The 18,576-nt window shown below is 57.4% G+C and carries 18 protein-coding genes; 10 read left to right on the forward strand and 8 right to left on the reverse strand.

What is annotated here, in order from left to right; genetic code table 11:
- Positions 1–2 precede the first annotated feature (2 nt).
- Entirely contained in the window at positions 3–575 is a 573-nt protein-coding gene (locus tag ACR0JX_RS18045; protein ID WP_170537086.1) for a TetR/AcrR family transcriptional regulator, read from the reverse strand.
- 100 nt (positions 576–675) lie between these two features.
- On the opposite strand from ACR0JX_RS18045, the gene ACR0JX_RS18050 reads away from it, so the two are divergent.
- The gene (locus tag ACR0JX_RS18050) at positions 676–1,242 is read left to right on the forward strand and encodes a carboxymuconolactone decarboxylase family protein (RefSeq protein ID WP_480545160.1); all 567 of its coding nucleotides are present in this window, start codon (positions 676–678) and stop codon (positions 1,240–1,242) included.
- Here ACR0JX_RS18050 and recF read toward each other — a convergent pair.
- The 6 genes from recF to mutM all read right to left on the reverse strand — a co-directional run bounded on the left by recF (position 1,239) and on the right by mutM (position 7,881).
- A complete protein-coding gene (gene recF, locus ACR0JX_RS18055; RefSeq protein ID WP_480545161.1) occupies positions 1,239–2,336 on the reverse strand; it encodes a DNA replication/repair protein RecF in 1,098 nt (365 codons plus the stop codon). The two genes, ACR0JX_RS18050 and recF, sit on opposite strands and share 4 nt — an antisense overlap.
- Positions 2,337–2,395: 59 nt before the next feature.
- Positions 2,396–3,517 (reverse strand): DNA polymerase III subunit beta, encoded by a 1,122-nt coding sequence (gene dnaN / locus ACR0JX_RS18060; RefSeq protein WP_353012544.1) that lies wholly within the window; start codon positions 3,515–3,517, stop codon positions 2,396–2,398.
- A gap of 227 nt (positions 3,518–3,744) precedes the next feature.
- Positions 3,745–5,142 carry a chromosomal replication initiator protein DnaA gene (gene dnaA / locus ACR0JX_RS18065; protein ID WP_480545162.1) on the reverse strand — a complete coding sequence of 466 codons (1,398 nt, stop codon included), beginning with the start codon at positions 5,140–5,142 and terminating at the stop codon, positions 3,745–3,747.
- A gap of 556 nt (positions 5,143–5,698) precedes the next feature.
- On the reverse strand, positions 5,699–5,962 hold the full coding sequence (gene rpsT, locus ACR0JX_RS18070; protein ID WP_170463044.1) for a 30S ribosomal protein S20: 264 nt from the start codon (positions 5,960–5,962) through the stop codon (positions 5,699–5,701).
- A gap of 225 nt (positions 5,963–6,187) precedes the next feature.
- Positions 6,188–6,964, reverse strand: a complete 777-nt coding sequence (locus tag ACR0JX_RS18075; protein ID WP_480545163.1) for an enoyl-CoA hydratase — start codon at positions 6,962–6,964, stop codon at positions 6,188–6,190.
- Positions 6,965–7,029: 65 nt separating this feature from the next.
- Positions 7,030–7,881: a bifunctional DNA-formamidopyrimidine glycosylase/DNA-(apurinic or apyrimidinic site) lyase gene (gene mutM / locus ACR0JX_RS18080; protein WP_480545164.1), complete on the reverse strand. Its 852-nt coding sequence runs from the start codon at positions 7,879–7,881 to the stop codon at positions 7,030–7,032.
- A gap of 86 nt (positions 7,882–7,967) precedes the next feature.
- On the opposite strand from mutM, the gene ubiE reads away from it, so the two are divergent.
- Together ubiE and ubiB are read left to right on the forward strand one after the other, a co-directional pair.
- Positions 7,968–8,720, forward strand: coding sequence for a bifunctional demethylmenaquinone methyltransferase/2-methoxy-6-polyprenyl-1,4-benzoquinol methylase UbiE (ubiE, locus tag ACR0JX_RS18085; protein WP_480545165.1), 753 nt, complete (start codon positions 7,968–7,970; stop codon positions 8,718–8,720).
- Entirely contained in the window at positions 8,721–10,250 is a 1,530-nt protein-coding gene (gene ubiB / locus ACR0JX_RS18090) for a 2-polyprenylphenol 6-hydroxylase (protein ID WP_480545166.1), read from the forward strand.
- A gap of 98 nt (positions 10,251–10,348) precedes the next feature.
- Here ubiB and ACR0JX_RS18095 read toward each other — a convergent pair whose 3' ends face one another.
- Positions 10,349–11,524, reverse strand: coding sequence for an acetyl-CoA C-acyltransferase family protein (locus ACR0JX_RS18095; protein ID WP_480545167.1), 1,176 nt, complete (start codon positions 11,522–11,524; stop codon positions 10,349–10,351).
- Positions 11,525–11,640: 116 nt separating this feature from the next.
- On the opposite strand from ACR0JX_RS18095, the gene ACR0JX_RS18100 reads away from it, so the two are divergent.
- The 7 genes from ACR0JX_RS18100 to ACR0JX_RS18130 all read left to right on the forward strand — a co-directional run bounded on the left by ACR0JX_RS18100 (position 11,641) and on the right by ACR0JX_RS18130 (position 18,554).
- The gene (locus tag ACR0JX_RS18100) at positions 11,641–12,204 is read left to right on the forward strand and encodes a helix-turn-helix domain-containing protein (RefSeq protein ID WP_480545168.1); all 564 of its coding nucleotides are present in this window, start codon (positions 11,641–11,643) and stop codon (positions 12,202–12,204) included.
- 107 nt (positions 12,205–12,311) lie between these two features.
- Positions 12,312–13,496 carry a glycine C-acetyltransferase gene (locus ACR0JX_RS18105; protein WP_480545169.1) on the forward strand — a complete coding sequence of 395 codons (1,185 nt, stop codon included), beginning with the start codon at positions 12,312–12,314 and terminating at the stop codon, positions 13,494–13,496.
- Between the two features lie 14 nt (positions 13,497–13,510).
- Positions 13,511–14,539, forward strand: a complete 1,029-nt coding sequence (gene tdh, locus ACR0JX_RS18110; RefSeq protein ID WP_480545256.1) for an L-threonine 3-dehydrogenase — start codon at positions 13,511–13,513, stop codon at positions 14,537–14,539.
- A gap of 65 nt (positions 14,540–14,604) precedes the next feature.
- Positions 14,605–15,492 (forward strand): tryptophan 2,3-dioxygenase, encoded by an 888-nt coding sequence (locus ACR0JX_RS18115; protein WP_480545170.1) that lies wholly within the window; start codon positions 14,605–14,607, stop codon positions 15,490–15,492.
- Positions 15,493–15,495: 3 nt separating this feature from the next.
- Entirely contained in the window at positions 15,496–16,323 is an 828-nt protein-coding gene (locus ACR0JX_RS18120; RefSeq protein ID WP_480545171.1) for an alpha/beta hydrolase, read from the forward strand.
- A gap of 252 nt (positions 16,324–16,575) precedes the next feature.
- Positions 16,576–18,246 (forward strand): CdiA C-terminal domain-containing protein, encoded by a 1,671-nt coding sequence (locus ACR0JX_RS18125; protein ID WP_480545172.1) that lies wholly within the window; start codon positions 16,576–16,578, stop codon positions 18,244–18,246.
- A complete protein-coding gene (locus ACR0JX_RS18130; protein ID WP_480545173.1) occupies positions 18,246–18,554 on the forward strand; it encodes a hypothetical protein in 309 nt (102 codons plus the stop codon). Before ACR0JX_RS18125 ends, ACR0JX_RS18130 begins: the two co-directional genes overlap by 1 nt.
- Positions 18,555–18,576: the final 22 nt, after the last annotated feature.

Raw genomic sequence — 18,576 nt, forward strand, 5'->3', positions numbered from 1 at the left:
GATCAAAGCCGATCGAGGTCTGCCGCGATATCAGCTGCAATTTCGGCGGCGTTGACGTCGTCCCGTTCGGCCGTCAATCGCAGGCCCAGAAGGTCCGACTGATAGCGCGCAGCAAGGCGTTCTGGATCGTGATCAGGGCTGATCTCTCCGGCCTTTTGGGCGCGGCGAAACAGGTCTGCGAAACAGGATTTCATTGCGATCATATGCGCGCCCGCCTGACCGGCCAAATCGTGATCCTTTGCCTGCAACTCGGCGTAGGTCTTGGCCAGCATACAAGCTTTGGTCGGCAGGTCAGAGGCAGCAATCACGCGATAGGGCTGCGCCTTGAGCGCCCCGAGCGGCCCCAGCTCCTCAGCCAAGGCAAGCATACTGGCAACCCCGTCCTGCGCGTAGCGCTCCAGCGCCAGCGCATATAGGGCATCTTTCGAGCCAAACGCCGCATAGAAACTGCCCGGCTTCAGCTTCAACTCGCGCTCAAGGTCCTTCAGCGACGTCCCCGCCCAGCCGTGACGCCAGAAGATATCACGCGCCTGCGCGATCAGCGCGTCTCGGTCATATGCGGGTTTGCGGGGCATTGGATCACCAATTCTTGAGTGCTTGCTCAAATATATACTTGAGTGATCGCTCAAGAAACCCTAAATACGACTCATCGCGCCAGAAATCAGGAGTTTTGACATGGCCAACTTCCCGTCTCACGACCTCGAATCCGCCCCAGAGGGATCCAAACCGCTGTTGAAGAAATCGCAAGCCGCCTTTGGCCGGCTGCCCGGTCTGCACAAGGTGATGGCAGAAAGCCCGCAGCATCTGGAAGGCTATCAGGTTCTGCACGGCCTCTTCCTGCAAACCGATTTCGACAATGATGAGAAAACCGTGGTTTGGCAGACCATCAACGTTGAAAACGAATGCCACTACTGTGTCCCCGCCCACACCGGCATCGCCAAAATGATGAAGGTTTCGGACGAAATCACCGAGGCTTTGCGCAACGAAACCCCGCTGCCGAAAGCAGAGTTAGAAGCGCTGCGCACCTTCACGCTGCAGGTGATGGAAACCCGCGGCAACCCGACCGAAGAACAACTGCAGGCGTTCTTTGACGCAGGCTATTCGCACCGCGCCGTTCTGGATGTTGTTCTGGGTCTGGCGCAGAAAACCATGTCGAACTACGTCAACCACATGGCCAAAACTCCGGTCGATCAGGTCATGCGCGGCTTCTTGTGGGAACGCAAAGTCAGCGAACCGGCCTAAGCCGACACGACCGAGCCCTCATCGCCTTCGGTAACAACCAGCGTTTGGGCCCGGTCGCCCAATTCCGCAAACAGCTCAGGCCCGGTGCCCGTCATCCAGGCCTGAGCGCCCAGCGCACAGATCTCATCATAGAGCGCCGCGCGTCGCCCGGCATCCAAATGCGCAGCCACCTCATCCAGCAACACAATCGGCGGCGCGCCAACCATTCCCGCCAGCGCCCGTGCGTTTGACAGGATCAGGGACACCAGCAACGCCTTCTGCTCACCCGTGGAACAATCCTTGGCCGGAACCCCTTTGGCAGCGAACACCCCATACAGGTCCGAGCGATGCGGCCCGACCAGAGTCCGCCCTGCTGCAAGATCGCGGAAACGGCTTTCGCTCAGCGCCTCGCGCAGATCATCCGCTGTCTCGGGCATCGCACCTTCCGTTTGAAGCAACTCCAACTCGGCTGAAGGAAACGCCGTTTCGGCCTGATCCTGCGCGGCACGCAAATGATCCAATGCTGCAATACGCGCCGCATGAATCCGATATCCTGTCTCAGCCATCTGACCTTCCAAGGCCGTGTACCAATGGGCATCCCGGACCTGATCTTTCAGCAGCCGGTTCCGCTCTCGCATGGCCTTCTCATAGGTCAGCGACGCCTCGGCATGCGCGGGATCAAAGCTCAGCGCGATGCGGTCCAGAAACCGCCGCCGCCCCTCAGCCCCTTCGTTCCACAGCCGATCCATCGACGGAATCAACCAAACCACGCGCGCGAGCTTGCCCAGATCAATCTGACTGGCAGCCTTGCCATCAATCCGAACTTGACGCGCAGCGCCACATTCGGACCACGTCTCGATCTCATACCGCCCGCCCTGCGCGCTCAGCAGGCCGGACAGTTTCCAGCCCAAGGCCTCGGGTCGCCTGGTCATCTCCGCCGCACTGGCCCGCCGCATCCCGCGACCGGGCGAAAACAGAGACACCGCTTCAAGGATATTGGTCTTCCCGGCCCCGTTCGGCCCATGAATGGCCACCGGGCGCCCATCCAAAGACAACCGCGCCAATTTGTGAGACCGAAAATGCGAGACCGTAAGCTCGGTCAGGGCCAATCCCATGACCCCTCCCTTCTTCTGTTCAAAAATACCTCCGCCGGAGGCATCGCGCGCCAGCGCGATCAGACGCGCATCGGCATGACAACATAAACCGCGCTCTGGTCATTGCCTTCGCGCATTAGGGTCGGGTCGCCCGCCGAATTGAACATGAACACCGCGTTTTCGCGATCGACCTGAGACGCGATCTCTAGCAGATATTTTGCGTTGAACCCGATCTCTAGCCGTTCATCACCATAAGCCACGGCCAATTCTTCCTCAGCCGCACCACTATCAGGTGCATTGACCGACAGTATCAGCTTGTCCCCGTCCAGCTGAAGCTTCACCGCGCGTGACCGCTCAGAGGAGACTGTAGCCACACGATCTACGGCCTGCGCAAATTCGGCGGCGTCTACCTCAAGCTTGCGGGTGTTCCCTTGCGGAATAACGCGTGTGTAGTCGGGGAAGGTGCCATCAATCACTTTTGAGGTCAGAGTGATATCGGGTGTTGCAAAACGGACTTTGGTTTCACTGACTGAAACTGCGATATCCATCTCGTCATCTTCCAGCAGCTTTCGCAGCTCGCCCACTGTTTTGCGGGGCACAATCACGCCCGGCAAATCCGCAGCGCCATCGGGCAGATCCGCATCAATACGCGCCAGACGGTGGCCATCGGTGGCCACACAGCGCAGCACTTTGCCACCCTCAGCCCCATCCGCCACATGCATATAGACACCGTTCAGATAATACCGGGTTTCTTCTGTCGAAATGGCAAACTTCGATTTATCAAACAGCCGGCGCAGCAGGGCCGCCGACGCGGTAAAGTTTGACGCGTATTCCGACGAGGCCATCACCGGAAAATCCTCTTTCGGCAAGGTCGCCAGCGAGAAATTCGACCGCCCGGCCTCAACCGTCAAACGACCTGCGGCACTGTCGGCTGTCAAGGTAACCAGAGCACCATCAGGCAGTTTGCGTACAATTTCATGCAACGTTGTCGCAGCCACCGTCGTCGCGCCGGCCTTCTCGACCTGTGCGGGGGCTTTGTCGACAACCTCGATATCCAGATCGGTGGCGCGGAACTGAACCTGATCCCCTTCGGCCTCGATCAGCACATTGGCCAGTATCGGGATCGTATTCCGGCGTTCGACAACAGATTGGGCCTGGGAAACGGCCTTGAGAAGGGTGCCGCGTTCGATGCTGATCTTCATACCCTTAATTCCTCTGACTTGCGTGCCGAAATGGGCGGGACTGGCACGTTAGCGGTTCCACCCTGAGGCACAAGGATTTTTTACGGATTTCTGGGTCGGAAAACCCATTCGGTCAAGGGGCGCGTGCGCCGCCAAGTACAGTTCACGCGCGACCGTGGGCAATACCGCACAAGAAAACGCCCCGGACATCACATCCGAGGCATCGTTGACAGGTTATGCCTTAGACCTCAGGCTTCCAGCGCGCGGCGCAGCATTTCAACGTCTTCCGCGATCTGGCCATCGGTGACTTTCAATTCTTCGATCCGCTTCACACCATGCATAACCGTGGTGTGGTCGCGCCCTCCAAACCGGCGCCCGATTTCGGGCAAAGACCGACTGGTCAATTGCTTGCATAGATACATCGCCACCTGACGCGGGCGCGCGTACGAGCGCAGCCGTTTAGGGCCAATGATGTCCGACAAACGGATGTTGTAATAGTCGGACACTTTGCGTTGAATCTCTTCGACCGTGATTTTGCGTTCCGAGGCGCGCAGCACGTCAGCCAGACAATCCTGTGTCAGTTCCATGTCGATCTCACGCCCGACCAGCGAGGCGAAAGCGAACAGACGGGTCAGTGCGCCTTCTAGCACGCGCACATTGGTCGAAATGCGATGCGCCAGAAACTCCAGCACCCCATCCGCAATCACCAGATCAGGATAAGTGCTGATATGCTGTTGAACCTTGTTCTGAAGGATGCCCAGACGCAGCTCGTAATCGGTCGGGTGTAGATCGACAACCAATCCACATTGCAGGCGCGATTTCACGCGGTCTTCCAGATCCTTGATCTCACCCGGTGCGCGGTCAGCCGAGATGATGATCTGCTTGTTCTGATCCACCAGCGCATTGAAGGTATGAAAGAACTCTTCTTGAGTGGAATCCTTGCCCGCGATGAACTGCACGTCATCAACCATCAGCACATCGACCGAGCGGAACAGATGTTTGAAGTCCATCATCCGGCGTTCGCGCAGGGCCTGCACGAAACGATACATGAACTGTTCCGCTGACAGGTACAGAACATTCAACTCAGGATGCTTGGTTTTTAGCTCCCATGCGATGGCGTGCATCAGGTGGGTCTTACCCAGACCTACACCCCCATACAGAACCAGCGGGTTGAATGTGACGGGACCGCCTTCTGACACGCGGCGAGCAGCGGCATGAGCCAGCTCGTTGGGCTTGCCCACCACGAAGCTGTCAAAGGTGAAGCGCTGATCAAGCGGCGCGGCTTGCATCGAATCCAACGCCTCTTGCGCCGCCTCTGAGCGCGGCGCTGCAGTGGCGGCGGCAGTCTCAGGCGCTGCCTCTTCGACCACTGGTTTCGCGACCGGATTCGGACGCGCGGGGGTATTTGCAGCAACGCGGAAATCCAAACGCTGAACTGACTCTCCCGAGGTGTTCAGTTCGTACAATATCAGGTCGGCAAAGTTCTGACTGACATAGTTGCCCATGAAATTGGTCGGTGCAGAAAACACCGCGACACCATCTTGCAACTCTTCAAACGTCAGAGGTTCAATCCAGGTCGTATAGTTGTTCCGGCCAATTACCTTAATCAACTTGTTACGCAGTAGTCCCCATTTCTCTTGTGTCATTAAGCGCCTCACGCATCCCATTCTTTATTGGCCTGTCGGCCTTATTCATACTGAACCGGTTTCCCGGTTTAGGGATTCACCGCGCATAGGGATTAGGTGCGCCGAACGCGATAGTTCGGCGAGTTGATCACCTTCAGGCGGCCACGCTCTGGTTCAGAAGACTGGCAAAAAACAGCCTTCCGGCGAACCGGGTCGAAAGTCGCGCACACATTTTCTAGACAGAGCCAGAACCATTGGTTAGCCCAAGGTCCGTGGCAAATCGGCAGCCCGGACAAAGCCGGTCATCGACGCCAACCCCGCAATCGTCCTGATGCCCGTCAGTATGATCGCGGAAACAGCCTGTCCCCCCAAGCGAGTGAATCGCTGAATCAGTGGTAGCAAGACGGCATAGGGCACGGCAACGAAACTCTGATATTGACTCGGCTCTTTCAGCGAAAGAATCTCTCGGTTTCGTGAGGACGCGGCATTCCGGCAACAGGAAAAAAGGCGCCGCACTTAGCGACGCCTTTGAATTTGGTTCAGCCTTTCTGACATGACCTAAGGTCATGCAGCAGGTTTAACCCAGTGCTTTGACGCGCGCTGACAGGCGCGACATTTTACGGGATGCAGTATTCTTGTGGAAGACACCCTTGGTGACGCCGCGCATCAGCTCGGGCTGCGCCGCGCGCAGGGCTGCGGTGGCTGCGTCCTTGTCACCGGATTCGATTGCTTCTTCGACTTTGCGCAGATAGGTGCGGATGCGCGAACGACGCGCTTTGTTTACAGCGAAACGCTTTTCGTTCTGACGCGCGCGCTTCTTTGCCTGGGGCGAGTTAGCCATGTGTTTCTTGACCTTTGTTCGGTACGGTTATCTTGGGTTGCGCGCCACGGATATATCCGCACCGAATCAGAAATCACGAGTGTGAGTCGGGCCAGGCGGGCCGCACGCGCATGTATGACGGCGGTCTCTAACCAAGTTTTACGGGTTTGCCAAGCCGATTCTTACGCAGCGCGCCCAACAAAAAGCGGGCTGAAGCCTGCCTTTCGCGGGGTCTTTGTTGCGACCTCATTTATCGCGGAATTGCGCAGCACGTTTTTCCAGAAACGCCGCCATGCCTTCTTTCTGATCTTCAGTAGCAAACATCGAATGGAATACGCGACGCTCGAACAACAGACCTTCGCTCAGCGGCAGTTCATAGCTGCGGTTCACCGCCTCTTTGGCCGCAGCGGCCGTCAGCAGCGATTTCTCAGCGATCTTCTGCGCTGCACCCATGGCTTCTTCCATCAGCTTTTTTGCTGGGACAACTCGGCTTACAAGACCCGAGCGTTCGGCTTCTTCCGCGTCCATGAAACGACCTGTCAGGTTCATGTCCATGGCCTTGGATTTGCCGACAAACCGCGTCAGGCGCTGTGTGCCACCAATGCCAGCAATCACACCCAGATTGATCTCGGGCTGGCCGAACTTGGCTGTATCGGCTGCGATGATGAAATCGCACATCATGGCCAGTTCACATCCACCGCCCAGCGCATAACCTGCCACGGCTGCGATGATTGGCTTGCGAATGGCCGAAACGCGTTCGTTGACCGAAGCAAAAAGATCCGCGCTAAGCACATCAACAAAGCTCATCTCGGACATCTCCTTGATGTCCGCACCTGCAGCAAATGCTTTGTCCGAGCCGGTGATCACAATGCAGCGCACTTTGTCGTTCTGATCTGCTTCTTCCAGCGCGTCGCAGAGCTCACTCACCAACTGAGTGTTTAGCGCGTTCATCGCGTCTGGTCTATCCAGCTTGATCAGCCCGACGTGGTCTTCGATTTCGACGATGATCGTCTCAAAAGCCATAAGGTTTAGCTTCCGGTTGTTCCGTTCAAGTACGATTCCTTATCACGCGAAAAACTTGGATCAAGTTATCTTTGGCATTGCGCACAATAGAAGGATGAGCGACCGGACTGGGTGATTCTCTTGATCAATGCGCCGCATCCTTCGGTGCGGCAGGGTTCATCTTCACGCCCGTAAACATCAAAGCTGTGCTGAAAATATCCAAGCTCTCCATCAGCTTGGCGGAAATCCCGCAACGACGACCCGCCAGCATCAATTGCATCCTGAAGCACCTCCCGGATGATCGGCACCAAAGCTGCAATTCGTGGCTTAGAAATCTGCCCAGCTTTGCGACGTGGCGAGACTCGACCCCGATAAAGCGCCTCGCAGACATAAATATTGCCAAGCCCGGCAACGATTCCCTGATCCAGAAGCGCCGATTTCACCGGCGTATTCTTCCCCTTGAACGCATCAATCAAGTGCTGTTCGTGAAAATCATTGCCCAAGGGCTCCGGCCCCAGAACAGACAACAGCTTGTGATCGTCGGCCGTCGCCGTTGGCAACAGATCCATCGCCCCAAAGCGGCGCGGATCATTGAATGTCACGCGCGCACCGTTGGCCATATGGAACACAACATGATCATGTTTCTGCGCCGAGGGGTGCTCGTGCAAGAACTGGCCCAACGGATCGCCTGACATCGTCATCCGACCCGACATGCCCAGATGCACCAGAAGGGTCTCACCACTGCTGAGATCGGCCAGTATATACTTTGACCGCCGCCGCAACCGCTCAACCCTTTGCCCGGTCAGACGCTCCGCCATGCGGTCCGGAAAAGGCCAGCGCAGGTCAGGGCGGTTCACATCCGCCCGCGCGATCACAACGCCTTCCATCGCCGGAGTAAGGCCGCGCCTTACAGTCTCGACCTCGGGCAACTCGGGCATTACATGGCTCCTATACCAAAGGGCCGCATTGTGCCCGCTTCTCATGGCCCTATAACAGAAGCGAAATTCGACAAACGGCAAGGCAAATGTCTGACATCAACGACAACACCACTCATTTCGGGTTCGAAACTGTGCGCGAGACAGACAAGGCAGAGCGTGTGCAAGGCGTGTTCAGTTCCGTCGCCTCGAAATACGATGTGATGAATGATGTCATGTCGATGGGCATTCACCGGATCTGGAAAGATGCGATGATGGATTGGCTCGCGCCCCGTCCGGGTCAGCGCTTGCTGGATGTGGCCGGGGGCACCGGAGACATTTCCTTCCGCTTCCTTAAACGTGCCGGCCATGGCCACGCCACCGTTCTGGACCTGACCGAATCGATGCTGATCGAAGGCCGCCAACGGGCCGAGGCGGATCAGATGTCTGAAAGTCTGGACTGGGTGGTGGGCGATGCGATGTCGCTTCCGTTCGAAGACAACACTTTCGATGTTTACACTATCTCCTTCGGCATCCGAAACGTCACCCGCCCGCAAGAGGCCCTGAACGAAGCGTATCGCGTTTTGAAACCGGGCGGGCGCCTGATGGTGCTGGAGTTTAGTCAATTGCCCAATGACGGGCTGCAGAAGCTTTATGACCTCTACAGCTTCAACGTCATCCCCCGCATGGGCAAGTTGATCGCCAATGACTACGACAGCTATCAGTACCTCGTGGAATCGATCCGCAACTTCCCCGATCAGGAGACATTCCTGGGCATGGTCCGCAGTGCTGGGTTCGAAAACGCCAAATATCGTAACCTGAGCATGGGGATCGCCGCCTTGCATTCCGGCTGGAAAATCTAAATGCGCGGCCCGCACAACATCATTCGCCTGATCCGAACAGGTGCCACACTGGAACGCACCGGCGCCATGAACGTGGTGCTGGATGCGTTTGAAGCCCCCAGATCGTTGCGCTTCGTGGCCCACGCTCTTGGCAAGCCCTTTCAATGGCTTGGCTACAAGGGCGATCCGGATATGCCCCCTGCGACGCGCGCCCTGACCGCACTTGGCCCGGCCTATATCAAGTTCGGGCAGGTGCTCTCGACCCGCCCCGACGTGGTCGGCGATGAACTGGCCGAGCAATTGCGCGTCTTGCAGGACAAGCTCCCCCCCTTCTCCAAATCTGAGGCCATAGCTGAGGTGGAAAAGGAACTCGGGCAACCCGTCAGTGACATCTTCAGCGAATTCAGCGACCCCATTGCCGCTGCATCCATTGCGCAGGTTCACAAGGCCAAGCTGGTCACCTCAGGTGAAGATGTGGCGGTCAAAGTCCTGCGCCCCGGCATCGAACGCGCCTTCCGCAAGGATGTGGATGCGTTCTATTTCGCTGCCCGTATCGTTCAACTCTTTGCCCCGGGCGCACGTCGTCTGCGCCCGATGGAGGTGATCGAACATTTCGACGGCGTCGTGCGCGGTGAGCTAGACCTGCGCCTCGAAAGCGCCGCCGCTTCAGAATACGCCGCCAACACAAAAGATGATGCCGGGTTCTGGCTACCGCCGGTGGTGTGGTCCCTATCCGCCCGCCGTGTGATGACGCTCAGCTGGGCGGATGGCATACCACTTGGCGACAATAACGCGCTGGACGCCGCAGGCCACAACCGCCGTGATCTGGCGGAACGGGTGCTGCGACTGTTCTTGTTGCACGCGCTGCGCGACGGCTACTTCCACGCCGATATGCATCAAGGCAACCTGAAGGTCGCTGCCAACAGCGATATCATCGCCTATGACTACGGTATCATGGGCCATATCGACGAATACACCCGCCGGGTTTATGCCGAGATCCTGTTTGGCTTCATCCGCCGCGATTACAAGCGGGTCGCCGAGGTTCATTTTGAAGCCGGATATGTCCCCGCCGACCGGGATGTCGACGAATTCGCCCGCGCCTTGCGCGCAGTCGGCGAACCAATTTTCGGCATGGACGCTACGCATATTTCGATGGGTCGGCTGCTAAGCTACTTATTTGAAGTCACCGAACGCTTCGGCATGGAAACCCGGACCGAGCTGATCCTGCTGCAGCGCACTATGGTTGTCGTCGAAGGCGTCGCCCGTTCACTCGATCCACATATGAATATCTGGGAAGTCGCCCGCCCCGTGGTCGAGGACTATATCAAACGCTCAATCGGCCCACGCGCCGCGCTGCGGGATTTTGGGAAAACCGCTCTGGTTCTGGCCAGATTCGGCCCACGCCTGCCTGCACTGGTGGAAAACGCACTCATCGCACAAACCCAAAAAGAAGAGCCCAAAGACTCAGGCCTTCTGCGCGGCATCCTCACTACCCTGTTCGGCGCCGTCCTCGGGGCCGTCAGTGTTCTTCTGATCATGGCGCTTGGCTAGGTTCAGCCCACTTGCTTCATCTGGCCAAAAATATCCTCGGGGGGGAATCGCGCCATGGCGCGATGGGGGGGCAGACAGCCCCCCAACCCGATCTCAGATCAAAGCCGCTCAATGGCAAGGGCGATGCCCTGGCCGCCCCCGATGCACATGGTAATCAATCCTTTCGACCCCCCCGTGCGCTCCAGCTCGTACAGCGTCTTCAAAGTGATAATTGCACCCGTCGCACCTACCGGATGCCCCAGCGCGATCGCGCCACCGTTTGGGTTCACCTTCGCAGCGTCGAGCCCAAGTTCCTGATTGACCGCCAAAGCCTGCGAAGCGAAGGCCTCGTTGCTTTCGATCACATCAAAGTCTTCCGCTGACAATCCGGTCTTCTTCAACAGGTTCTGAACCGCTGGAACCGGGCCAATCCCCATGACCTCGGGCCGGACGCCCGCATGAGCATATCCCAACACCCGCGCCTTGGGCTTCAACCCGGCCTTCTCCGCCGCATCCGCAGTCGCCAAAACCATCGCCGCCGCGCCGTCATTGATGCCCGAGGCATTGCCCGCCGTCACGCGCCCCTCTTTCTTGAATACCGGGCGCAGACCAGCCAGCGCTTCGGCGGTGGTCGCCTTCGGGTGTTCGTCCACCACAAAGTCAACCATATCCCGCTTAACCTTGACTTGAACCGGGGCGATCTGGCTTTCGAAATATCCCGCCTCAATCGCAGCCGCCGCGCGGGTCTGGCTGGTCAGGGCAAACGCATCCATCTGTTCACGGCTGATCTGATGCTCATCCGCTACGTTTTCAGCCGTAACTCCCATATGGCCGGTGCCGAACGGGCAGTTCAGCGCGCCCAGCATCATGTCCAGCGAAGAAACGTCACCCATTTTCGCTCCCCACCGCGCTTGAGGCACGATATAGGGGCTGCGCGACATGCTTTCGGCACCGCCTGCTACCGCAAAATCTGCATCGCCCAGCATCAGCGCCTGCACCGCTGACACAATGGCCTGCGCACCAGAACCACACAGACGGTTCACATTCATTGCAGGTGTCCCGTTTGGGATCCCAGCCTGCATTGCTGCAACCCGCGACAGGTACATATCGCGCGGCTCGGTATTGATCACATGACCAAAGACAACTGTCCCGATCTGAGCACCTTCAACACCCGAACGCTCAAGCGCTGCTTCGGTCGCCACCGTGGCCAGATCAATCGGCGCGGTGGAGGCCAATGCACCACCAAAGGTGCCAATTGCGGTGCGCGCACCGTCGAGAATTACGATATCGGTCATGGGACAATCCTCCTGAATTTGCACTTACTATGCACCCGCTGAATGAACCTGTCGCGCAAGACGTCCCGTCACGGTCAGAATTGACATCCGCTCGCGCAACACGCATGGATTCCGTCATGACGGAAAACACAGACGATATCCTGACCCGCCTGCCCGCCCGCCTGAAAGAGGCGCGCCGCGCCAAAGGTCTGTCGCTGGAGGCCGTGGCCAATCTCAGCGGCGTCTCGCGGTCCATGGTCAGCCAGATCGAACGCGGTGAGAGCAGTCCCACCATCTCGACCCTGTGGAATCTGACCCGCGCCTTGCAAGTCGATTTCGCAGGCCTTCTGGACGATGCCAACAACACCGACCAGATCGAAGTTTTGCGTCAGGCCGAAGTGCCCAGCATCGACAATATGGGCGAGAAATGCCGCATCCGCATCCTCTCTCCTCCGGAGGAGGCCGGAGGGCATGAGGTCTATGACATCCAGTTCGAAGCCGGTGGAACGCTGAACAGCCCGCCGCATGCGCGGGGGGCACGGGAACAGCTGACCGTGCTTGAAGGTGCTGTCCGTATCACCTCTGGCGCCGCGGTTTCCGAACTGCGCCAAGGCGATACCGCGCGGTATGCCGCCGATATTGCGCATTGCATTTCTGCGATTGACGCAGCGCGCGTCTTCTTGATCGTCAAGAACGCCTAACCCGCTAAATCCGTCTTCACGGATATTTTTCCCGAATATTGTATTTCCCCTATTTGGGAAACGTATCCGTTATGCTAGATATGCGACTCAGTTGATCGGAGGTCGCCATGGCAGATGCATTCTTCTCTCACATCACGGACACACTCGCGCAAATCGAATCCGAGGGCTTGTATAAACGTGAACGCATGATCACCTCGCCTCAGGGCGGTGAGATCACGGTGGGCGACCGTCAAGTCATCAACCTGTGCGCCAATAACTACCTTGGTCTGGCGGATCATCCCGCACTGATCAAAGCAGCAACCAATGCGATGGAGCCCAAAGGCTTTGGCATGGCCTCCGTTCGGTTCATCTGCGGCACCCAGGACATTCATCGGGAGTTGGAACAGAAGCTGGCCAAGTTCTTGAACAAGGACGACGCGATCCTGTTCGCTGCCTGTTTCGATGCCAATGGTGGGCTATTTGAGCCTTTGTTAGAGCCTGAAGACGCGATTATCTCTGACAGCCTGAACCACGCCTCGATCATCGACGGGGTGCGGTTGTGCAAGGCCAAACGCTATCGCTACATGAACAACGACATGAACGACCTCGAAGCCTGGCTGAAACAGGCACGCGAGGACGGCGCGCGACATATCATGATCGCCACCGATGGCGTTTTCTCGATGGATGGGTATCTGGCCAACCTACTAAAAATCCGCGAACTGGCCGACAAATACGATGCGATTGTCATGGTCGATGACTGCCACGCCACCGGTTTCATGGGGCCTAACGGGGCTGGTACGCCAGATTACTTCGGCGTCGATGTGGATATTCTGACGGGAACTTTGGGTAAGGCACTTGGGGGGGCAATCGGCGGCTATATCGCTGGGCCGCAACCAGTGATCGACCTGCTGCGGCAGCGGGCGCGGCCCTATCTGTTCTCAAACTCGCTGCCGCCCTCCATCGTCGCCGCCGGGCTTGAGGCGATCCGGCTGGTTGAAGAAGGCGATATGCTGCGCGCCCAGCTGTTTGGCAACGCCAAATACTGGCGCGCGGGGCTGGAAAAGTTAGGCTTCGACCTGCTGCCCGGCGAACACCCGATCATCCCGGTGATGCTGGGTGAGGCACAGCTGGCACAGGACATGGCGGCCAAACTGTTTGACGAAGGGGTCTATGTCTCGGGCTTTTTCTTCCCCGTCGTCCCGCGCGGGCAGGCGCGGATCAGGACGCAGATGAATGCGGCCCTGACGCGCGAGGAGCTGGATCGCGCCTTGGCTGCCTTTGGCAAGGTCGGCAAGGACCTGGGAGTGATCTGATGCGCCCCAACACGATGAAAGCGCTGGAGAAGTCTAAGCCCGAGGAAGGGTTGTGGATGGTGCAGGCCCCAGTGCCCGAGATAAACCCAGACGAGGTTCTGATCCGCGTCAACAAGACCGGCATCTGCGGCACCGATATCCATATCTGGAACTGGGATGACTGGGCCGCCGCCACGGTGCCGGTACCGATGATCACCGGGCATGAATTTGCCGGTGAGATCGTCGAGATCGGTCGCAATGTAACCGGTCTGGAGATCGGCCAGCGCTGCTCGGGCGAAGGCCATCTGATCACCCCCGACAGCCGCCAAAGCCGTGCAGGCAAATTCCACCTCGATCCTGGTACCCGCGGGATCGGGGTTAACGAGCAGGGCGCATTTGCCCGGTACCTGAAACTGCCCGCCTTCAATGTCGTCCCCTTACCTGATGAGGTGCCAGATGAAATCGGCGCCATCCTCGACCCGCTGGGCAATGCCGTTCACACTGCGCTGAGTTTCGATCTGCTGGGCGAGGATGTTCTGATCACCGGCGCTGGCCCCATCGGGATCATGGCCGCCGCCGTCGCGCGCCATGCGGGTGCCCGAAACGTGGTGATCACCGATATCAATGCCGACCGTCTAAAGCTGGCCGAACATGTGGTGCCAACCGTGCGCCCTGTCGATGTATCCGCCGAGGGCCTGAACGACGTCATCACCGAGCTCGGCATGCAACAGGGTTTTGACGTCGGTCTGGAAATGTCCGGGTCTCAGGCCGCATTAGACCAGATGGTAGAGGCCTTAGTGATGGGCGGAAAGATTGCCCTGCTGGGTATCCCCCCGGGCAAATCCCCGGTCGATTGGTCCCGGATCGTATTCAAAGCCATTACCATCAATGGTGTCTATGGGCGCGAGATGTTTGAGACCTGGTACAAAATGATTGCCATGTTGCAGAACGGTTTGGATGTCAGCCGTGTGATCACCCATCGCTATGGCGTGGACGACTTTGACAAAGGCTTTGCAGCCATGAAATCGGGCCAATCCGGCAAGGTTGTTCTGGACTGGACTTGAACCACTGGAAAGTTGCAAACGCAGCCTCTACACACGTAGCAAACAGCACAGGTGCGGAAGGCAGCATGAGCGACAAAGCCAATGAAGACCGGTATCTTGAGCGCGGGATTGAGGACTCTCTGGTCACCGATTTCGCCGAAACCCATCGCAAAAGCTATGGCGACTTTCTGCAGCTCAAGACCCTGCTGAACCTGCAACGTACGTTTCAGGACCCGGCCCAGCCCGACGAAATGCTGTTCATCATCATCCATCAGGTCAGCGAGTTGTGGCTGAAGCTGATGCATCACCAACTGGTCGAAGTGCGACGCTTCCTACAGCAGGATGAGTTCGGCCCGGCGATGAAGAACATCGACCGGATCAAAGCCATTCAACGGCAGTTGATCACAGCATGGGAAACCCTGCTGACCATGACACCTGCCGATTACATGACATTCCGTCAGGCCCTTGGCAGTTCGTCCGGCTTTCAAAGCTACGGGTATCGCCAGATCGAATTCATTCTGGGTAACAAGGATGCTTCGACCCTGAAGGTTCATGAACATGATCCCGAGGTAATGAATCAGCTAAACGCGGCGCTGACAAAACCGTCGCTGTATGATGAGGTGTTGCATATGCTTGCGCGCCAGGGCTTCGACGTTCCGCAAGACCTGTTGGACCGCGATTATGCACAACCCTATTCAGGGGACGCACGCATCGTGAAAATCTGGGCGAAGGTATACAGTGATACCGACCGGTATTGGCAGCTGTATGCGCTGGCAGAAAAGCTAATGGATGTGGAATCCCTGTTCCAGCGCTGGCGCTTCGATCATGTCACAGCGGTTGAACGGGTGATCGGCAACCAACCCGGCACCGGAGGGTCCAGCGGCGTTTCTTTCTTGCGCAAGGCCTTGGATTTGCGGTTCTTCCATGATCTCTACGATGTACGTACCGAGTTAATGTACACAGATCAGGAGTAGGTGATGCTGTATCGCGGATTTACCCAGTCCGAGCTGGAGCAAGAGTATTCCCCCAGTTCTATGGTCGGCGGCGACCTCACACCCTATCTGAACAGCTATGCCGCCCTGAGTGCACAACACCGGGCCCAAATGACGGTGCAAGAGAACCTCGCCTATGGCGGAAGCCCAACTCAGGTTCTGGATTTCTTTCCGGCGAAAGGCGCTGGCGCGCCGCTGCATGTGTTCATTCATGGCGGATACTGGCAGGCGCTCAGCCAGCGCGAGTCGGCAATGATGGCCCCGGCCTTGATCGAAGCCGAACAGTCTTTTGCAACGCTGAACTACACGCTCGCCCCCGGCGCCCGCATCGGAGATATGGTCGAAGAATGCAGCAACGCGTTGTTGTGGCTGGCCTCGCAGGCCGAAACGCTTGGATTTGATCCCTCGCGGATCACCTTATCAGGGCACAGCGCAGGCGCGCACCTGGCCAGTATGGTCATGGCACGTTCAGCCAACGATCTGGCCCGCGCCGGGTTACGGGTGCGTGATGTGATCCTGATAAGCGGGGTTTATGATCTGGAACCGATCAGCCTGACCCCGGTGAACGACCCGCTGCAACTAACCCCGGTCGAGGTGAACGACCTGTCGCCCATCCGCCACCTCCCCCGCCCCGGCCCGCGCTACCACGTGACCGTGGCCGAAAGGGACACGCCCGAGTTCATCCGCCAAAGCCGGGAATACGCGGAACTGCTACGCAAAGCCGGGCATGCCGTCAGTTTCGACCTGAAAAAGGGGATGCAGCATTTCGACATCATCATGCATTCGGGGACGTTTTTGGCAGTGTCACGGTAGGCAGAGTATTGGACTTCGGTCAGATTTTTCTCCGCATCTTAGACCGATACAACCGTCACCAACCATACTTTTTGGGCAGAGCTTCGAATGTCTGCTTGGAGCCTGAAACGACGGATGCTGCGGACCGCATGAATGTCTGTTTAATGACGCGAGCGTGGAGATTCGCTTTCCTCAAGAGCGTTGCGAACGGTGATCTTAGGTTTTCTTCACCATTGGTGAATAGAACCTGTACCGCACCTGCTCGGAGGCTCCATGCAACACAGTTTCAGCGATTTCCTCAGACATGGCGGCGACGGCCAATATGTGCTCGCTCGGCGCGACGGCCGCATCGTTGGTCGCTGCGGGGGGCTATCGCTCAAATCGAGTTTCCCAAACTACTCTGCTTTACGAGCCGATTTGAACGAACGTCTCGACCAGGTGATTTCCGAAAACACTCGGACGCTTCTGAACGCCCTCACATCGCCTGACACAGTACCAACTGTGTCCGCATCCGATCTGAGGGACGTGTCAGACGCAAAGGCAGAAGCACTTAGCGCGTGGGATGCACGTCTAGAGAGTATTTTCAACGAATACCAAAATCATCCGCAACGATTTCGGCCATTGCGAACAGCAATGGAAGAACGTCTCGTGCGGGCATTTGCAGGACTAATCAACCAGCTCCGGCAGGAAAACCTCGGGATTGAGCAATATATCTGGCGCTCGCAAGATGATGCCAAGGTACGTGATAACCACGCTGCATATGATGACCGTGTTTTCCGATGGGACAATCCCCCAGAAGGCGGCCATCCGGGCGAGGCACATAATTGTCGGTGCTATGCCGAACCTGTTTTGCCGGGAGTACAGAGCAATGTGGTGCTTGCTGATTTTGCACCCGCTGCAAATGGTGTCCCTGCTCTCGACCCAACTGATGCGATACGCGGCTTGCGCGCTCTGACTGGCGTTGGCGCTGCGCTTCTTGCATCTGATGCCTTGCAAGACTGGACAGAAGCTATGCGTGATCGGCGTGTAGATGCGGCAGGGGCGCAACTCGGGGTCGATGTGTCAACTGTCGAAGGCCGCCTGGCTGCAACCGCATATGCCCTCGTGCAAGAAGGAATCAGTAGCGGCGGTTATCGAGTCTTACCCAAGAACCCCGAATTTGCGCGTATCGGCGCAGAGGCCACAGCGATTTACGAGTTGATGAATCCCGGCACCATTCTGGAAACAGGCATTGGCGGCGACCCAGCTAAGCAGCTCGATTTACAGGATTTTATTGAAGCCGCTGGCGAAGCATTTGCGCAAGGTGAATTAAGGCTTCAGGAAGGCGAATTAGCACAAGGCTGGGTCGAGGTGTTCCCCGAACTGACGGAAGATGAACGCCGCTTAGGGCAACTGCCAGGCTTCACTCCGGAACGGATCGAACAATGGCTTGAAACGTACCCGATTGAAGAGCTTGGTTTGCCTAATCACACCGGATCGCCGATCCCTGATGATCCGGCCGACAACATCATCTCTACTCCGATCCCTGCGGAAACAGGGCCGAACATTGTTGCGGTCAGGCCAGGTGATCCGACACCAATCAATCCCAATTCAGATGAGGCGACACAACGCGGGCATCAGCGAGAAAATGAGTCTGCCCAGATTTTGGGGCAAAATGGCTTTGACATCATTCATAACCCGGCGGTCGACGGGCCAAAAAACCCTGATTATTTGATCAACGGAGAGATTTACGATCACTACGCGCCGTCGACGGACCGCGCGCGAAACATCTGGTCAGAAGTCAAAGACAAAATTGATGAGGGCCAGACTGCAAACATCGTCATCGGCCTTTATGATAGCAATGTAGATGAAGACGCCCTTAGACAGCAGTTTGAGAACTGGCCCATTGAAGGGCTTGGCGATGTGATTATCGTTCGCCGTAACGGAACCATTGGGAGGCTGTGATGGCAATTGAGTACACGATATATACCGATCTGGACATCGAAACGTTGAAGAGTCGTACCGAAGCTGCTGCCAAAGGCACGCAGGACCTTTGGGCGGGCTGGTGGGTTTATGATGATCTAGGGCCGTTTCACGAGGAAATCATGGAGGATTACGGTGACCAGAAAGGGTACAAAACAAAAATGAGATCGCGCCATTTCAAGGGCCGAGATATAGAAGCACGCGCCAGATTAATTGAGTTTTTTGACTCTTTGCCAGGAAGGAAACTCATTTTGAACGGCGACAGCTTCGTCGAATATCGGGAGAGCTAAGAGCAGCCATTGGTGAGGCCGC

The organism is Ruegeria sp. AH7, assembly GCF_056541325.1.